18 protein-coding genes are annotated in these 17,464 nt (G+C 63.1%); 7 read left to right on the plus strand and 11 right to left on the minus strand.

What is annotated here, in order from left to right:
* Window positions 1-84: 84 nt before the first annotated feature.
* Together NKI69_RS25950 and ubiA are read left to right on the plus strand one after the other, a co-directional pair.
* Window positions 85-996 (plus strand): LysR family transcriptional regulator, encoded by a 912-nt coding sequence (locus NKI69_RS25950; protein ID WP_352722795.1) that lies wholly within the window; start codon window positions 85-87, stop codon window positions 994-996.
* Window positions 997-1,064: 68 nt separating this feature from the next.
* Window positions 1,065-2,048 (plus strand): 4-hydroxybenzoate octaprenyltransferase, encoded by a 984-nt coding sequence (ubiA, locus tag NKI69_RS25955; RefSeq protein ID WP_352722824.1) that lies wholly within the window; start codon window positions 1,065-1,067, stop codon window positions 2,046-2,048.
* A 36-nt stretch (window positions 2,049-2,084) separates the two neighbouring features.
* Here the strand turns inward: ubiA and NKI69_RS25960 are convergent, their stop codons facing one another.
* The 3 genes from NKI69_RS25960 to NKI69_RS25970 all read right to left on the minus strand — a co-directional run bounded on the left by NKI69_RS25960 (window position 2,085) and on the right by NKI69_RS25970 (window position 5,252).
* A complete protein-coding gene (locus NKI69_RS25960) occupies window positions 2,085-2,651 on the minus strand; it encodes a DUF6101 family protein (protein WP_023808648.1) in 567 nt (188 codons plus the stop codon).
* A gap of 186 nt (window positions 2,652-2,837) precedes the next feature.
* Window positions 2,838-4,268 (minus strand): FAD-binding oxidoreductase, encoded by a 1,431-nt coding sequence (locus NKI69_RS25965; protein WP_352722796.1) that lies wholly within the window; start codon window positions 4,266-4,268, stop codon window positions 2,838-2,840.
* Between the two features lie 9 nt (window positions 4,269-4,277).
* Entirely contained in the window at window positions 4,278-5,252 is a 975-nt protein-coding gene (locus tag NKI69_RS25970; RefSeq protein WP_352722797.1) for an L-threonylcarbamoyladenylate synthase, read from the minus strand.
* Window positions 5,253-5,444: 192 nt separating this feature from the next.
* On the opposite strand from NKI69_RS25970, the gene NKI69_RS25975 reads away from it, so the two are divergent.
* Entirely contained in the window at window positions 5,445-5,948 is a 504-nt protein-coding gene (locus NKI69_RS25975) for a hypothetical protein (protein WP_023808651.1), read from the plus strand.
* Between the two features lie 131 nt (window positions 5,949-6,079).
* Entirely contained in the window at window positions 6,080-6,469 is a 390-nt protein-coding gene (locus NKI69_RS25980) for a hypothetical protein (protein ID WP_023808652.1), read from the plus strand.
* Window positions 6,470-6,576: 107 nt separating this feature from the next.
* On the opposite strand, the gene NKI69_RS25985 is transcribed toward NKI69_RS25980, so the two are convergent.
* Window positions 6,577-6,873, minus strand: a complete 297-nt coding sequence (locus NKI69_RS25985; protein WP_352722798.1) for an ATPase — start codon at window positions 6,871-6,873, stop codon at window positions 6,577-6,579.
* A gap of 109 nt (window positions 6,874-6,982) precedes the next feature.
* A complete protein-coding gene (gene glyS / locus NKI69_RS25990; RefSeq protein WP_352722799.1) occupies window positions 6,983-9,358 on the minus strand; it encodes a glycine--tRNA ligase subunit beta in 2,376 nt (791 codons plus the stop codon).
* Between the two features lie 195 nt (window positions 9,359-9,553).
* On the opposite strand from glyS, the gene NKI69_RS25995 reads away from it, so the two are divergent.
* Window positions 9,554-9,730, plus strand: coding sequence for a hypothetical protein (locus NKI69_RS25995; RefSeq protein WP_164755492.1), 177 nt, complete (start codon window positions 9,554-9,556; stop codon window positions 9,728-9,730).
* A gap of 3 nt (window positions 9,731-9,733) precedes the next feature.
* Here the strand turns inward: NKI69_RS25995 and NKI69_RS26000 are convergent, their stop codons facing one another.
* Entirely contained in the window at window positions 9,734-10,654 is a 921-nt protein-coding gene (locus NKI69_RS26000; protein WP_056581147.1) for a glycine--tRNA ligase subunit alpha, read from the minus strand.
* 218 nt (window positions 10,655-10,872) lie between these two features.
* Between NKI69_RS26000 and NKI69_RS26005 the strand changes: the two genes are divergently transcribed.
* Window positions 10,873-11,334, plus strand: a complete 462-nt coding sequence (locus NKI69_RS26005; protein WP_023808656.1) for a GNAT family N-acetyltransferase — start codon at window positions 10,873-10,875, stop codon at window positions 11,332-11,334.
* A gap of 78 nt (window positions 11,335-11,412) precedes the next feature.
* Here the strand turns inward: NKI69_RS26005 and NKI69_RS26010 are convergent, their stop codons facing one another.
* The 5 genes from NKI69_RS26010 to NKI69_RS26030 form a co-directional block, all read right to left on the minus strand.
* A complete protein-coding gene (locus tag NKI69_RS26010) occupies window positions 11,413-13,188 on the minus strand; it encodes a tetratricopeptide repeat protein (protein WP_023808657.1) in 1,776 nt (591 codons plus the stop codon).
* A gap of 237 nt (window positions 13,189-13,425) precedes the next feature.
* Entirely contained in the window at window positions 13,426-13,869 is a 444-nt protein-coding gene (locus NKI69_RS26015; RefSeq protein WP_352722800.1) for a DUF1284 domain-containing protein, read from the minus strand.
* Window positions 13,866-14,459, minus strand: a complete 594-nt coding sequence (locus tag NKI69_RS26020; RefSeq protein WP_023808659.1) for a biotin transporter BioY — start codon at window positions 14,457-14,459, stop codon at window positions 13,866-13,868. The genes NKI69_RS26015 and NKI69_RS26020 overlap by 4 nt, the downstream gene beginning before the upstream one ends.
* Window positions 14,460-14,566: 107 nt before the next feature.
* Complete coding sequence (locus NKI69_RS26025) at window positions 14,567-15,235, minus strand: GntR family transcriptional regulator (RefSeq protein ID WP_127290934.1); 669 nt, start codon at window positions 15,233-15,235, stop codon at window positions 14,567-14,569.
* Between the two features lie 75 nt (window positions 15,236-15,310).
* On the minus strand, window positions 15,311-15,940 hold the full coding sequence (locus NKI69_RS26030) for a TetR/AcrR family transcriptional regulator (protein WP_245273037.1): 630 nt from the start codon (window positions 15,938-15,940) through the stop codon (window positions 15,311-15,313).
* 73 nt (window positions 15,941-16,013) lie between these two features.
* On the opposite strand from NKI69_RS26030, the gene NKI69_RS26035 reads away from it, so the two are divergent.
* Window positions 16,014-17,450, plus strand: coding sequence for an MFS transporter (locus tag NKI69_RS26035; RefSeq protein ID WP_352722801.1), 1,437 nt, complete (start codon window positions 16,014-16,016; stop codon window positions 17,448-17,450).
* Window positions 17,451-17,464 lie beyond the last annotated feature (14 nt).

A 17,464-nucleotide genomic window follows, 5' to 3' on the forward strand; every position in this document is an offset into this window, starting at 1 on the left:
TCTCCTCTTGGAATGAAGCCATTATCGCAATATCAATTCATTCAGTAAAATAATAACTTTCCATCCGACATATAGAGTACTCCTATGAGTGTAACCCTCACGCAGCTGCGCTACCTGGTTGCCGTGGCGCGTCACGGCAGCGTCACCGGCGCGGCAAAGATGCTGAACGTCTCTCAGCCGTCGATTTCGGTGGCGATCGACGCGGTCGAAAAGAATTTCGGCCAGAAGCTGTTCGTCCGCCAGCGCGGAAGCGGCGTGTCGCCGACATCGTTCGGCCGCGCCGTCGTGGCCAAGGCAAGGCAGGTTCTCACCGAAACGGACGAACTCGTCGGCCTGGGTTCAAGCAAATCGGCTGTCGCGGGTGAGTTGGTGCTGGGATGCTTCGAGGATCTGGCGCCTTTCTTCGCGCCGGCTTTGATCCGCGCCTTCTCCGAACGCTATCCGGCCGTCAAAATCGTCGTTCGCGACGAGACGTTCGAGACCCTGGGACGACGGCTGGGTGATGCGGCCATCGATCTCGGCCTGACTTATGACCTCAGCCTGCCGACGCATTTCGCCCGCATCCTGTTGCGCGAACTTCGCCCGCATGCGCTGTTGCCGGCAGGCCATGCCCTGGCGGACCGGCCAACGGTCAGCCTTGCCGATTTGGCCGCCTATCCGCTGATCACGACGGACCAGCCGCACAGCTGGCAGCACATGCTCGACCTGTTCCGCAGCCGCGGCCTTTCGCCGGTGGCCGATACGACGACAAGCTCGTTCGAACTGCAGCGGAGCATGGTCGCCAACGGATTCGGAGTCGCGGTCAGTTACACCCGCCCGCACGGCGACCGCAGCTATGACGGCCTGCCGCTCATCTGCAAGCCGCTGTCCGATCCGCTGCCCATGCAGCGGATCCTGCTCACCTATGACACGCATCAGCGTGTGTCGAATGCAGCGCTGGCCTTCGTCGAGGTGGCCAGGGACTGGTTCGCCACCCGCGACATCTTTGCCTCGTGAAAGGCTGACGTGCACCACTCTCCCGCTTGCCGCTTGACGGTTTCTGCCGCTGCTGCCACTCCATGGACATGGAAAACATCCAGTCGAAAGCGGCCCAGGGCCGTGTCGCCGATGCGCCGAACGGCCATTGGGTCTACCGCGTGCTGCCGCGCTCGATATGGCCCTATGCGCAGCTTGCCCGATGGGACAGGCCGATAGGCTGGCAGCTGCTGCTGTGGCCGTGCTGGTGGTCGGCGGCCTTGGCGGCAAGCGCCTATCCGCGTCCCGGCGACCCGCTGCTCTCACTGCTGCCGGCACCAGTGTATCTCGTGCTTTTCCTGGTCGGGGCCATCGCCATGCGTGGCTCCGGCTGCACCTACAACGACCTCGTCGACGAGGACATCGACAGCCAGGTGGAGCGCACGCGCTCGCGACCGCTGCCGTCGGGCAAGGCGACCCGCCGGCGGGCATGGCTGTTTCTCGTCCTGCAGGCCCTGGTCGGCCTCGTCGTGCTCATCCAGTTCAACAGCTTCGCCGTCCTGCTCGGCATCTGTTCGCTGGCGGTCATAGCCATCTATCCATTCATGAAGCGGATAACCGACTGGCCCCAACTGGTGCTTGGCCTTGCCTTTTCCTGGGGCGCGCTGATGGGATGGGCGGTCGAGTTCGGCGATCTCGATGGGCCTGCCATCATGCTCTATATCGGCTCGATCCTGTGGGTGATCGGCTACGACACGATCTATGCGCATCAGGACAAGGAAGATGACGCCATCGTCGGCGTGCGCTCGACGGCACGCTTGTTCGGCGACAACACCAAGTCGTGGCTGGCAGGGCTTTATGGTGGCGCGCTGATCTGTTTTGCGATCGCCTTCGCGTCGGCGCAGGCGCCGGTGGTGGCGCTGGCCGGGCTGATTGCCGCCGGCGCCCATATGGCGCGGCAGATCGCGGTTCTGGATATCGACAATCCGGACCAATGCCTGCGACTGTTCAGGTCGAACAACCAGGTCGGCTGGCTGATCTTTCTCGGCCTGATCGGCGGCGCTGTGTGGGTGGCGCTGAAGCCGCTGGTTTAGCGGCTTCCCGTTTCAGCATTCCCAGCGGGATCATGCTCAGTCCCTCGAAATAATCTCCTGGCCGTCGATGACTAGCCTGAGACCGAGGGCGCCCGCTCTGCGGCGAGCGAGGAAACGCGGGCGGCGCGTGTTCGAAATCCGCCCCTTGCGCCGATCCTGCGGCGGCAGCGTCTTGATGGCGGCGCCGAGCGATTCTTCCAGGGTGCGGGCAACGCCGTCCGATTCGATCAGCAGCATCGGCAGACGGTAAGCGTCGGCCCAGGCGCGCCAGTCGGCTGCGACATCGTCGAGATCGTCGGCCACAAGCAGCGGCACCGACAGCATCGGGTCGTTGTGCAGGAGTTCCAGGGTCACCGTGACATTGCCGTCCGGGTCTTCCATGGCGCGGGCGGCAACGCCGCGGAACGCATTGGCGGGCAGAACGATGATTGCGGGCAGGCCGCTCATCTCGAGCAGGCGGCGGATCACGGCGCCGCGCTGGTCGATGGTGAAGGTTACATCGCCGTAGTCGTCGCGAGTCGCGTAGCTCACCACTTGCGGCAGGCGGAATGGGTCGAGACGCATGTTGCGTCCCGCCCAGACTGGCTTCAGTCCGGTGTTCATAGAGTGGCCTTCCTGTCTGTCTCCTGAGAGCCGGTGTCCGGTTCTCTCCGGGCCGGTTTTTCCAGCCTCGTTTGTATGGAGACAGTAGCGCGGGCTCCTTACCGCCCCGCTTAAGAAAGTCGGTTAAATTTTGCTGATCTCAGGGATGGTTATCGGAATCCCACCAGCCACAAGATGTCGAAAGGATCAGATAACCTTACCCGGATTCATGATGCCGGCCGGGTCGAAAGCGGCCTTAACCCTTCGCATCAGATCGATCGCCATCGGCGGCGCGGTGGCGATCAGTTCGTCGCGTTTCAACTGGCCGATGCCGTGCTCGGCCGAGATCGAACCGTGCAGGCTGCGCACCACATCGTGCACCGCCTTGTTCATGGGATGATAGAGAGCGAGGAACGCCTCATCGTCGCCGTCGACGGGCCGCGAAATGTTGTAGTGGAGATTGCCGTCGCCCATATGGCCGAAGCAGACCACGCGGGCACCTGCACTTACCGACGCCACGGCGCCGGCAGCCTCCGCGATGAAACGCGGGATCGAGGCAATAGGCACCGAAATGTCGTGCTTGATCGAGGCGCCCTCCGGTTTCTGCGCCTCGGGCAGCAGCTCGCGGAAATTCCAGAAGGCATCGCCCTGCGCGAGACTCGCGGCAATGACGGCGTCGCCGACGAATTCCTGTTCGAGGCCGGACGAGAGCACATCCTCGATCAACGCTCTCGAATCCTCCGACGAACGGCCTGATGAAATCTGCATCAGCACGTACCACGGCCAGTCCTCGATCAGCGGCCGCACCACGCCCTGGGCATGCGCCAGCGTGAAATCATATGGCCGCCTGCCGATCAGTTCGAAAGCGGTGAGTGCTGCCCCGGCACGATCCATGGCCAGGCTGAACAGCGAAAATGCTGCCTCTGGCGACGACAGGCCGGCGAAGGCGACTTCGCGCCCCTTCGGCTTCGGGAACAGCTTGAGCACGGCGGCGGTGATGACGCCGAGCGTGCCTTCGGCACCGACGAACAGGTTTTTCAGATCGTAGCCGGTGTTGTCCTTCTTCAGCTTGCGCAGGTCGTCGAACACCTCGCCGGTCGGCAGCACCACCTCGACACCGAGACAGAGTTCGCGCGCATTGCCATAGGCAAGCACTCCGGTGCCGCCGGCATTGGAGGAAAGATTGCCGCCGATCTGGCAGGAGCCTTGCGCGGCCAGCGACAGTGGAAACAGCCGGTCGGCGGCGTCGGCCGCCTCCTGCAGCGTCTGCAGGATGACACCGGCCTCGACCGTCACCGTGTTGGACAAGACATCGATTTCACGGATGCGGTTCAGCCGCGACAGCGACAGGACGATTTCGCGCCCGGACCTGTCCGGCACCTGGGCGCCGACCAGGCCGGTGTTGCCGCTTTGCGGCACGATCGGCGTGCCTGTCTCGGTCGCCAGCCGCATGATCCGGCTGACTTCGTCGACGCTGCCCGGCCGCAGCACCAACGATGTCGCGCCGTGCCAGAGCCCGCGCCGTTCAACGAGGTAAGGCGCGATATCCTGCTCTTCACGCAGCGCATATTTGTCGCCGACGATCGCCGTGAAGCGATCGATGAGAGCGGGATCGAGTGTCTCTGTGATTTCGGTCATGGGGAAAAACTATGTTGCGGGTTGTGGGATGTCACGAGGGGCGGCGGCACGCGACAGCCGATCGTTGATCGCTTCGCCGAGCCCGTCGAAGGGAACCGGCTCGACGGCGATGGTCCGCGCGCCGCTGCGGTCAAGCTCCTGCATATAGGCGAACAGATTGCTCGCCGCTTCGCGCAGGTCACCGGTTTCGGACAAATTGAGGAAGGCTTCGGCGCGGCGCCAGCCTTGCGCCCTCTGGCTGCCGAAGCCGAGCAAAGCCTCGCCCTCGCCGACCGTGCCGGCATGGAGCCGCATCGCAGCACCTGGCGCATAGTGCGAGGCAAGCATGCCCGGCGCCTCGATACCGGCGGTGCCGCCGCGCAACAGCTCCATGCCGATAGCCGCCTCAATCTCCTCGGCGGCGATGCCGCCGGGCCTCAGCAGCCGCAATCTGTTTCCTTCGGCCTTGATGATGGTCGATTCCAGCCCGATCGGGGTCGCGCCTCCATCGACGACCAGCTTGATCCGCGCGCCGAGATCGGCCGCCACCGCTTGCGCGGTCGTCGCGCTGATCCTGCCGGATGAATTGGCGCTGGGCGCGGCAAGCGGGCGGCCGAGCCTGGCGATCAGGTCGCCGCCAAAGCCCCTCGGCATGCGCAAGGCAATCGTATCGAGCCCGGCGGTGACCAGCGGATGGATGCCGTTGCCGGGCCGTTGCGGCAGCACCAGCGTCAGCGGACCTGGCCAGAATGCCAGCGCCAGTTTCCTGGACAGCGGATCGAACAGCGCGAGGCGTTCTGCCATCGCCATGTCTGCGACATGAGCGATCAGCGGGTTGAAGCGCGGCCGCCCCTTGGCCTCGAAAATGCGCGCGACACCGATGCCGTTGGTGGCGTCGCCGGCCAGCCCGTAGACGGTTTCCGTCGGGATGGCGACGACATCGCCTTCCATGAGCAGCGCCAGCGCCCGCTCCAGCGCCTCGCCCGAGGCAAGTATTTCAGCCACTCTCGTCACCTCACAGCTGCGGGGTGCGTAGTACGATGGCGGCCGTTGGGCAAGTCGCTGTTGGGTAAACGATTGTTGGGCGAGCAGGAGCATTGGCGATTTATCAATCCCTAAAATGCTATGTTTCCGCGAAAGCCGGCATCAATTCCGGCCTGCTATCGAACAGCTTCTGGGCAAAGGGGAGCGAAATCAGTGTCTGCGCGTATCCTGCTGGGTATCATTCTTGCTGTTGCGGCCGGCGAAGCCCAGGCGTCATCCCTGGTTTTTCCAGGCGCGCCATCCTCCACACCATCGATCGTCAGGATCGGCGCCCTCAACCAGCCTAGAACCGCCGATGCAGTCAATGCCAGCGATGGGCGGTCGGTGGTGGCAAAAGGGGAAGCGCAGCCCGACGTCACCGATGAAAAGGTGGCGGCGATCCCGGACAAGCCCGCGACCGGGCACGACTTCCAGCCAGGCCCGATGGTCATTCGTGGCGGCGTTACCGGTCCCGACTTCCCGGCACCCGCGCCAACCGCTGCACCAGCGACAGGTACTGCGCCGGCCGCTGGCACGGCGCCGGCGGCAGACACCGCGCCGGCAACGGCCACCGCCTCCGCAGCCCCCTCAGGGAACGCCGAGAACCAACCCACCCCGCCGAGCGCTCCGGCGCCGGCAGCAGGGCAGCGCATGCCTCCCAACGGCTACACCAAATAGCCTTGGCTCAAAGGCAGCCGACATCGATGGCGAGACTTGACGGTGGTCTGGCGCCCGGCGCACCATTGTCAGGCAACCCCGTTCTAGGCATTTCTGGCAGACGGGATTTCATCAGGGGTAAAGGGGGGACCATGAGAAAAGCTGGAATCGTAACCGGGGCAGGCCTTCTGCTGGCGTCACTGCTTGGCGTCGTCGCGGCTCACGCCGACGACATGCTGGGATCCTATGTCGCGCGCATTTCCGATCGCGACCATCAGGCGAGTGACGGCTATGCGCTGGACAATGCCGCGCAGATGGTGCGGCAGGACCGCGCCAACTGGCACAAATTCCACCGCCGTGACAGCGACGACGAGGGTGATGGCTGGTTCAGGACCAACGGCCAGCGCGCCGACCTGCAACGCATGCTGGAACGCGGCGGCGCGATGAGTTCCTCGACCAAGCGCGCCATCGTCAATGGCGAACCGCTGATCCAGGTCGATGTCTACGAAAACAGCGTGCGCGTCAGCATTCTCGAGAACTGACCGGGCCGTCGCCCGGGGCGGCTGACAGTCGGCTTCGGGGACGACTGACAGGAAAAGGCGGCGCCTCAGCACCGCCTTGCCATCGATGGAACCGGCGGCTGAAAAAATCAGGCCGCTTTTTCCTTGTCATCGACTTCTTCGGACTCGTCGCCTTCAGCCTTCACGCTATCCTCGGCGTCGTCTTCGTCCTCGTCGTCTTCATCTTCGTCGTCATCCGAGAGCGTGGCAGTTTCGGTGGACTCTTCGCCATCTTCATCGTCGCCGTCTTCGTCGTCATCAGACAGGTCAGCGGCTTCGACCGCTGCGGCGGCGGCATGATCGAGGATGGTTTCGGAAGCGGATTCAAGCGCCTCGGCGGAAGCCGGGGTTTCTTCTGTCACTTCGATGTCGTGATCGGAATTCATAGAAGCCTCCGTGGGGTTGGGGAACATGTCCCTTTTGCCACGGAGAGATCATCGCCATATGACTGTAAGCCGGCTCGAACGGCCGGCGGCAAAGAATATTTTCTTCGCCTTAACCTGCGATCTTCGAGAAATCCGCGACCTGGCCGGTGGCCGCGCGGATGCGGGCGAGCAGCGCCAGGCGGTTGGCACGCACCGCCTGATCCTCATCGTTTACAAGAACATGCTCAAAGAATGAATCAACCGGTTCGCGCAACACGCTAAGCGCCAGCAAGGCGGCGGAAAAGTTATCGTTTTGAATCGCTTCGCCGGCTTGCTTCTCAGCCTGATTCACCGCCGCAAACAGCGATTTCTCGGCATCCTCGCGCAAGAGTGCCGACTCAACGGTTTCGGCGACCACCGTTTTCTTCTTCTCCTCGGCGGCCAGAATGTTGGCCGCACGCTTGGTGCCGGCGAGCAGGTTCTTGCCATCCTCGGTGTCGAGGAAGGAGCCCAGCGCCTCGACCCGGCGCACGATCTGCAGCAGGTCGTCATTGGACGATTGGCCAATCTCCCCCCTTGTGGGGGAGATGCCCGGCAGGGCAGAGGGGGGTACTTGGCGCTGAGAGGACGGCGGGACAGCGCCCCCCTCTGTCGGCTTCGCCGACATCTCCCCCTCTAGGGGGGAGATCGGGCGCGAACCTGTCGCCAGCACCGCATCGATCAGGTCGTGCCGAGCGCCTTGATCGCGGAGGTAGACCTTTAGGCGATCGTGGAAGAAGGCCAGGAGGTCGCGATCCCCAGACTTTCCGTCGCCGGCGTGCGCCCGTGCACTCACATAGTCGCCACCCAACTTGACCTGCTCTTCAGCGTGCCGGCGGTCGATCTGGTCTTCAATGATTCTTCGATGTTTAGCTACGATCGAAAGAAGGCTTACCGGCGTCTCGTTATCCAGCACCAGCCTCACCACCCCAAGAGCAGCTCTGCGCAGTGCGTAGGGATCCTTCGACCCGGTCGGCTTTTCATCGATCGCCCAAAAGCCGACCAGCGTATCGAGCTTGTCGGCGAGCGCGACAGCGACCGACACTGGATCGCTCGGTACGCGATCGGACGGGCCCTGCGGCTTGTAGTGTTCCTCCGCTGCAGCGGCGACCGATGCATGCTCGCCCTGAAGCAGCGCATATTTGCGACCCATAGCGCCTTGCAGTTCTGGGAACTCGCCAACGACTTCGGTGGTGAGATCGGCCTTGGCCAAGACGGCAGCGCGCCGCGCCAGTGCCGGATCGGCGCCGATGATCGGCGCCAGTTCCTCGGCAAGCCGCGCAATCCGCTCCACCCGTTCGCCTTGCGTGCCGAGCTTGGCGTGGAAAGTCACGCCGAGATGGTCGAGGCGGGCCATGCGCTGGTCGAGCGGCTTCTTGAGATCAAGCCCGAATTTTTCCGCCGATGCCTCGAGCTCACGCAGGTCAGGCAAGTCGCCCTGGTCGGTCGTCCAGAAATAGAGCGCATCGGACAGGCGGGCGCGCACCACCTTGCCATTGCCGTGGGCGATCTCCTTGCCGCCATCCCTCGCTTCGATATTGGCGGTGAGGATGAAGCGATTGGAAAGCGCGTCGTCGAAACCCTGCGGCCGCGTCACAAAGCATTTCTGGTTGGCGCGAATGGTCAGCCGGATCACTTCGGCTGGAATGGCGAGGAATGCCTCCTCGAACTCGCCCATCAGCACGACCGGCCATTCGACCAGCCCGGACACTTCCTCCAGCAGCCCTTCGTCCTCAACCAGATCAAGCCCGTTGGCGAAGGCGAGATTGCGGGCATCGGCAAGGATGATCTCCTTGCGCCGGTCGGCATCGAGCACGACCTTGGCCGCTTCCAGCTTGGAGACATAGTCGTCGAAGCGGCGCACCGTGATGGCATCCGGCGCATGGAAGCGGTGGCCATAGGTGATGTTGCCGGAGCGGATGCCGTCGATCTCGAAATCGACCACGACAGGCTCCTCTGTTTCCGGGCCGAAGGTGCACAGGATCGATTGCAGCGGCCGTACCCAGCGCAGTGAACCGGGCTTGGCCGAGGCCGGCCCCCAGCGCATCGATTTCGGCCACGGAAAATTGCGGATGATGCCCGGCACCAGTTCGGCGATGATCTCCTCCGCCGCCCTGCCCGGCTTCGAAATGTGGGCGACATAAAAATCGCCTTTCTTCGGATCGGAATGGACATGCGCCTCGGCGATCGAGGAAAGTCCGGCCTTGCGCAGGAAACCCTGGACCGCCTGTTCAGGCGCCGATGTCGAAGGCCCCTTGATCTCTTCGCTTATATCCTTCGAGCGCGCGGTCAGGCCCCTGATGTCGAGGGTCTGCCGCCGCGGCGTCCAGTACTCGCGCGCCGCCTCATAGGTCAGTCCCGCCTCGACCAAACCGTCGGTCAGCATCTTCCTGAGATCACCCGCCGCCTTGCGCTGCATGCGCGCAGGGATTTCCTCGGAGCGAAGTTCTAGAAGCAGGTCAGGCATCGGGGTCAGCTCATGCGGGAGAGTGGTCCGGGCGGGGCATAGCAACTCGGCTGGCTGCTGTCACCCTTTACACAAATTTTGACCGCCCTGTCGGGACGAGACCACGCCACCCGTCCTTGGATCAAAGATTTCCATGAACCGAACGCAGCGCTGAAGCGACCCACGCTCAGGCAGGGAACATTTGGCTCAACGATCATGAAAACGGCATCCAGACTTCTGCAGATCCTCGCACTCGGCGCCTGCTTCACCGCGCAGGCTCACGGTGCCTTCTCGATGCCAGGCGTTCGACAGGCATTGCGCACGATCGACGGTGCCAGCAGCCAGAACATACTGCCGATCAAAGCTTCCTTCGAGATGATGAAGCGGGCCTGAGACTCAGGCCGCCAAGCCACCCGCCTGCGTCTTCAAAAATGCCTCACCGCAAGCCTTGGCCAGATTGCGCACCCGCAGGATATAGCTCTGCCGCTCGGTGACCGAAATCACGCCGCGTGCGTCGAGCAGGTTGAAGACATGGCTGGCCTTGATGCACTGGTCGTAGGCCGGGAAAACCATGCGGTGCATCGGCAGATTGTCGTTCGATGCCGGCGCGCCGGCGTCGAGCAGCGCCTTGCACTCGGCCTCGGCGTCCTCGAAGTGGCGCAGAAGCATCGCCGTGTTGGCGTATTCGAAATTGTGGCGCGAATATTCCTGCTCGGCCTGCAGGAAGACATCGCCATAGGTGACCTTGTCGGCGCCTTCGCGGCCGTTGAAATTGAGGTCGTAGACATTGTCGACGCCCTGCACATACATGGCCAGCCGCTCCAGCCCGTAAGTTAGTTCGCCGGCCACAGGCGCGCATTCGATGCCGCAGACCTGCTGGAAATAGGTGAACTGCGAGACTTCCATGCCGTCGCACCAGCATTCCCAGCCGAGACCCCAGGCGCCCAGCGTCGGGCTTTCCCAATCATCCTCGACGAAGCGGATGTCGTGCAGCAGCGGATCGACGCCGATCGCCGCCAGCGAGCCGAGATAGAGCTCCTGCAAATTGGGCGGGTTCGGCTTCAGGATCACCTGGTACTGGTAATAATGCTGCAGCCGGTTCGGGTTCTCGCCATAGCGGCCATCCTTGGGACGACGCGAGGGTTGGACATAGGCAGCGTTCCAGCGTTTTGGGCCGAGCGCGCGCAGCGTCGTTGCCGGATGAAACGTGCCGGCGCCGACTTCCATGTCGTAGGGCTGCAGGATGACGCAGCCATAGGCCGCCCAATAGTTGTGCAAGGTCAGGATCAGCCCCTGGAACGAGCGGCTGGGATGCATATGGGCGGGGATTTCAATTGTCACGGGTGGCCTCGACAGCACAGGCTAGCTTGCCGGCACGTCCTAGAGACCCAGCAGCAAAGCGTCAAGCAAGGCACGCCGATGCCGTCACCCCGACATTATGGACAATGTTGAAAGCTTTGCAGGGGCTGGCCCATTGCCCATCTCTCGGGCCTACGCTCTGTTTGCCTGTGCAGCAACGACAACAGGTTTCAGCCATGCCCAGCCCGATCGTCATCCGCCCTGTCGCGCGACAGGATTTCGAGCAATGGCTGCCGCTGTGGGATGGCTACAATGCATTTTATGGCCGCTCGGGCGAAACGGCCCTGCCGGGTGAGATTACCCAGATGACATGGTCTCGTTTCTTCGATGCCTATGAGCCGGTCCACGCGCTGGTGGCCGAAGGCGAGGGACAGCTTCTCGGCCTCGTGCACTATCTCTTCCATCGCAGCACCACGGCGATCGCACCGAATTGCTATCTGCAGGACCTTTTCACCACGCAGGCATCGCGTGGCAAAGGCATCGGACGGGCGCTGATCGAGGGCGTCTACGAGCGCGCCCAGGCGGCCGGCTCGGGCCGCGTGTACTGGCTGACGCATGAGACCAATCACACGGCGATGAAGCTTTACGACAAGGTCGCCGAACACTCCGGCTTCGTCGTCTATCGCAAGCTCTTCTGAGGCAGCCAGCCTAATACGGTTCAAACGAAAACGGGACTCCGAAAGAGCCCCGCTTGCGTTGAATTCAAATGGCTGACTTCATCCCTTCGGGGCGGGCACCGGCTCCGGCTTGACCTTCGGGGTCTCCTGCGCCGTGTTGGATTCGATCGGCGGCAGGCCCTTCATCAGCTTCTGCTGCAAGTTGGCCAGCACATCGGGATCCGGCTTCAGGTCGCGAGCCTGGTTCCACTGGAAGGTGGCTTCCAGCTTGCGGCCGACGCGCCAGTAGGCGTCGCCGAGGTGATCGTTGAGAACCGGATCTTCCGGCTTCAGCGACACGGCGCGTTCCATTTCGCGCACCGCGTCATCGAACCTGCCGAGGCGGAAATAGGCCCAACCCAGCGAATCGACGATGTAACCGTCGCTCGGCCTGAGGTCGACGGCCTTTTGAATCATCGCCAGGCCTTCCTTGAGGTTCATGTTCATGTCGACCCAGGAATAGCCGAGATAGTTCAGCACTTGCGGCTGGTCGGGGAACAGTTCCAGCGCCTTGCGGAAGTTCGGCTCGGCCTTGGGCCATTCCTTCAGGCGCTCATAAGCGATGCCGCGCTGGTAGAAGATGTTCCAGTTGGCCGCGGTCGGCGCCTTCAGCACCTCGACGGCCTTATCGTAGAGAGTGGCGGCCGAACGGAAATCGTCCTTCGAGGAATAGACGCCACCGAGCGCCAGATAGGCGCGCATGTCATTGGGATGGGCGTCGACCAAGGCTTTCAGATGGGTGATCGCTTCTTCGTGACGGTCGAGATCGGCAAGATTGAGGCCGAGTTGCAGGTCCGAAAGCTCCTTCAGCGGCGAAGCGGCGGGAATCCGGCGATAGAGCGCGATGGCACCTTCGCCGTCCTTCAATTGCTCGGACACGGCGGCGAGTTGCACAAGGGCAGCGTCGCTATCTGGCTTCAAAGCAAGCGCATATTGCAGATAGAGGCGGACGAAGGGCTCGCCGCCACCACGGTTGAGCGCGGTGGCGAGGTCGAGCAGGATTTCGGAGGCGCCATCGGATGGACCGGCAACCAGCGGCGCAATCTTGTCGCCTTTTGCAATTCGGTCGCGCAAGGCGACGATTTCCAGCTTGCCCGGCGAAAACGCCTCGGCCTGGTCGAGCACCGACAGCGCCTTGGTCTTGTCGCCCTTGCGGACCAGGAACGAGGCGTAGGCCTGGGCATTGCGCATCCAGGTTTCGGGAGCGGCACCGCCGGCGGCGGTATCCTGCATGGTCGCGGCATAGATCGCCTCGGCCTTTTCGGGCATGCCGGATGCATCAGCGATCAGGGCGCGGTGGAACGACTTGAACAGGCCGAACCAATCCGGCCCCTGCAGCTTGTCGATGGACGCCATCGCATCGGCAGGCTCGCCGGCGCCTTGCTGCGCCCAGCCGGACATCACCCCGGAGATCAACCGGTCGAGATCGGATTCCAGCGACAGCTTGAGCCAGTACTGCGCCTTGGTGAAATCCTTCTTGTGGAAGGAATCGACGGCGAGCGCCAAGCGCGAGAAACGCTCGACGTCAGGCACTTCCTTGAGCTTGTCGGCATAGACCAGGGACTCGTCGAAGCGCCCTTGCGCGATCAGCGACAGCATCAGGCTCTGCTGCAGGCCGGTGTCGCTCGGGTCAAAGGCCAATGCTTGCTTGTAGTAGGCGATGGCGCTGTCGAGGTCGTTATCGCCTTCGGCGATCCGGGCTGCCAGATAGGCGCCCGAAAATGACGTGATCTTGACCGGTTCGCTGGTCTGCTTGGCATAGGCCGGCAAAGCCGAGATCGTCATGCCTGTCACAATTGCCAGCCTTGTCAGCCAGCGCGCACATCCTTGCCGCATCGTATCCCTTTCAGCCAGGCGCCATCTCCGCATCAGCGGGATCGGCGTAGACTCGATCTTTCCAGGCAAAGCATGGCCTTTTTGGGGTCGCGCTTCAATCCGCCTCGAATTCACAATCCGGGCACCCGATTAACAAATCATGGCGACAGGGGGCAGTTTTCCGATTTTGAATTTCGGCCATGGCCCTGCGCAGCGCCGAATATATCACAGCTTCGACCCTTGAGCTCGGCGCCAATATCAACCCTTGGCTGGCGAGGCGGGCCGCTGCACCAGCGTGTCGCTATATCCACCGGCCGCTATCGTGCTGCACAGTTCGTTCCATTCGCAGCCGCCGCAGGCCTTGCGTACAAGGCCAGCCGAAAACGCCTGCCGCATCCGGGCTAAGGTCCCCGTGTCGAGATCGAGGTGGGTGCCGACACGGATTGGCCGCGCCAGCAATTCCTCTACATCCAGCGCGGCGAGCCGGTCCCGCTCGACGACACTCTCGTTGAGACAATGCGGTTCCGGCTCGTCGAGCAAGGGAGCGCAGACATCGTCGGGGCCGGAAACGAGGAGGATGCCCTCGCCCCGGCTCAGGCGCTCCGCGACGCGATCATAATTGGCGATGAAGGCGGGGCTGTATCCCTTGCCCACATAGGTGAGCAGGCAAAGGAGGTGATGGGCGCGCAGCCTGATCGTCACGGATTGGCCGGCTTCGCCTTGCCGCCGGGAAGGGCCATGAGGGTCGCGGCACCCAGCGCTGACTTGAGCAAGCCGCCGACGATGAACGGCAGGAAGCCGAAGGTAACGGCCTGTTCGGCTCCAATCATGACGGCAAGCCATGCTGTGCCAAGCACAAGGCAGGCAAGGTTGCCAAGCAGCATGGCGACGAAGGCAAGCATCACCCTTTTGCCGTTCCAGCCGCGTTCGGCCAGCCAGCCGACCAGTGCGCCGACAAGCGGGAAGGCGAAGAGATAGCCACCCGTCGGCCCGACGAAATGCGCCGCACCCGCTGCCCCTCCGGACAGAACCGGAAAGCCGACCGCACCCTCGACCAGCCAGGCGGCGATGGTGAGCGCGCCAAGCCGCCAGCCATAGAGGGCGCCGATCAGTGTCACCGCAAAGGTCTGCATGTTTACCGGGACCGGCACCATCGGCACCTCGATATAGGACGCCAGCGCCAGGAACAGCGTGCCAAGCACGACGGCTCCAACCTGCCAGGCAAGAGAACGATCCTGGAGCTGGAGCGGACTGAACGACGGCTTGCCGGGTGAGAATGCGACGTCTGTCATTGGGATTCCTTCGATCGATTGCAAATTATAGATAATTTCTGTTTTCGATCTATTATCGAATCCACACTTCCCTGGGGATTGCAAGCCCTGGCTTTGGCGGAGGCCGTCTAACCTACTATGGCGAAGGCTTCGCGCGTCGTTCCGGAAGCCGTCCTGACCGGCTTGCGGCCAATCCATTGGACGTGCCGCCCCAGTGTGACGGCCGCGGATTCGGTGTTTCCCTGCCGCAAGGCGGTGAGGATCGCGCGATGGTCCTGATCGGTGCGCGTCTCCCACTCCGACCGCCATGCCGCGAACAGGAAACGGGCGCTTGCCGCGTGCAGGTCGTCGATGGTCGCGAGCAGGCGCGGCATGCCGCATGGCGACAGGATCAAGCGGTGGAAGGCGCGGTTGGCCTCTTCCCACGACCTGACATCGCGGGACTTGTCGCCGGCCTTGGTCGCCTCCTCGGCGAGATCGAGAATGGCCGATGTCAGATGCGGCGCGGCGTGGCGCAGCGCCAGCACTTCGAGTGCTGCCCGCATTTCGGCGACCTCCTTGACCTCGCCCAGATCGAAAGACGCGACACGCACGCCGCGGCGCGGCTCGCCGATGGCCAGTCCCTGCGCCTCGAGACGGCGGAAGGCCTCGCGCACCGGAACATGGCTGGTTTGGAATTCCTCGGCGATATGATCCTGCCGAAGCCTGGCCCCTGGCTCGATCGCACCGGAAATGATCCGGTCCGCCAGAACCTTGCTGATGCGCACCGCGATGGTGTCGTCCGTGCCCTTTGCCATGTTTATAGATAATTTGCGGCAGGGCAGCTTGTCGAGCCAATTGCAGTCGAAATCGCGAGGCGCCAGAAGCAAGACTCAAGGCTGTGAGACGAAACCGTCGAGTGCAGGCATCGCCACGGTGATCAGGTCATGCAGCCGCTTCTTCGGCACCCCGTCGCGCGCCTGCACAGAGAGGCCAAACAACAGCGTGGTGTAGTAGTCGCCAAGCGCTTCCGGATCAGTATCCGGCTTGAGGTCGCCGTCGCGAACGCCCTTTCTCAGGCGCTCGACAATCAATGCATTGCGCGCCAGTCGGCGCTCGGCCAGCCAGTGCAGCACGTTATCGTTTTCCGTGGCGCAGTTGGTGGCGGCCGAGACGACCATGCAGCCTTTCGGCAAGTCCGGCCTTGTGTAGATTTCGATTGCATCGCGCAGCAACCGCTCGACAAACCGCCTTGCGGTCGGCTCCTCGGCAAGCGCGCTGGTGGCGAAGCTTCCTTCGCTGGTTTCGTAGAGAACAACGGCTTCGCGAAACAGATCCTCCTTCGAGCCAAAGGCGGCATAGATGCGCGCCGATGCCAGACCAAGCATGGACACGAGGTCGGCCATCGAGGTGCCCTCGTAGCCGCGCATCCAGAAGGCATCGCGCGCTTTCTGCAGAGCCTGGGCTCTGTCGAACTCCCTTGGCCGTCCCGCCATCGCCGTCTCCATTTCTTTATCGATCAACAAATAATCCGCTTGACTCCGGATTGCAAACCCAATTCTTTGTCGATCGATAAAGAATCAAAAGGAGATTGGCATGAGTTCACTCGATCAAGGGGTGCCGTTCGGCGCCACTGCGACACAGGGAGGGGTTGGCGCGAAGCGCGGCGCCACGCTGGCATTGCTCGCCTTCGCCCAGCTTATCATCGCTCTCGACATCAACATCGTCTTCGTGGCGCTGCCCGAAATCGGGGCTGGGCTGGGCTTTTCCGGCCAGACCTTGCAATGGGTGGTGAGCGCCTACACCGTGTTTACCGGCGGTTTTCTGCTGTTCGGCGGCCGCGCCGCCGACCTTATCGGTCAGCGCCGCATTTTCATCTTCGCTCTCTGGCTCTATGCGCTTTCGTCGCTGGTCGGCGGCCTCGCCTGGTCGCCGGAAATCATCATCGCTGCCCGCGCTGTACAAGGCATCGGCGGCGCTTTCCTGTTCCCGGCGACGCTCTCGCTGATCAATCGCCTGTTTGCCGAAGGACCGGAACGCAACAGGGCGCTGGCGGTGTGGGGCGGTGCCGGCGCGAGCGGCCTCACCCTTGGCTCACTGGCCGGTGGATTCCTGACAGGCGCCTTCGGCTGGTCGTCGGTCTTCTACGTCAATGTGCTGCTGGCTGGCATAGCCATCATCGCCGCATTTGCCATCATTCCACGCGATCCCAAGCGGCACCAGCGCCGCAACTTCGATCTGCCTGGCGCGCTGACCGTCACTGCGGGCGCCACATTGCTGGTCTTCACGCTGGTCCAGGGACCTGAATATGGCTGGGGTTCGCCAGCGATCGTCGCCAGCGCCGCGCTGGCAGCGATCTTCATCATCGCCTTCGCGCTGATTGAGGCGAAGAGCGCTGACCCGCTGATGCCGCTGCGGCTGTTCCGCAATCGCAGCCTCGTCGCCTGCATGACGATCACCTTCCTGTTCATGGGAACGTTCGGGGCCCTGCCCTATTTCCTCACCGTCCTGTTGCAGACCGTGCATGGCTTCACCGCGCTGGAAACCGGCCTCGCCTTCCTGGTGCCGTCGATCGCCATCGCCGCCGGCACGCAGCTCGGTGAACGCCTGGCAACGCGCTTTTCAACCCGCTCGACCCTGGTCGGCGGCATGGTCATAGGGGCGGCCGGCACGGCGCTGATGGTCCTTGGAGCATCAGCCAACAGCTTCTATCTGGCTCTCGTTCCAGGGCTGATCATCTCCGGTGTCGGACAGGGCATCGTCTGGACCGCCATGTGGATCGCGGCCGCGTCGGGCGTGGCTCACGACGAACAGGGCGTCGCCTCGGGGATGGCCTGCACGACGCTCAACATCGGCAACGCGATCGGCATGGCGACGTTGATCGCGATCGCCAACAGCCATGTCGGCGGATTGAGCGGCGATGCACTGAAGGCCGCGATAGCCGACGGCATACAGATCGCCTTCTGGCTGGCGGCGGCGGGCATCGTTGTCAGCCTGCTTGCCGCAATCGCTTTGCCGGGAAAGGCGAAGTAGCCGGCAACCGGGTG

The sequence above is a fragment of the Mesorhizobium sp. M0491 genome (assembly GCF_040321265.1).
Taxonomy (GTDB): Bacteria; Pseudomonadota; Alphaproteobacteria; order Rhizobiales; family Rhizobiaceae; genus Mesorhizobium.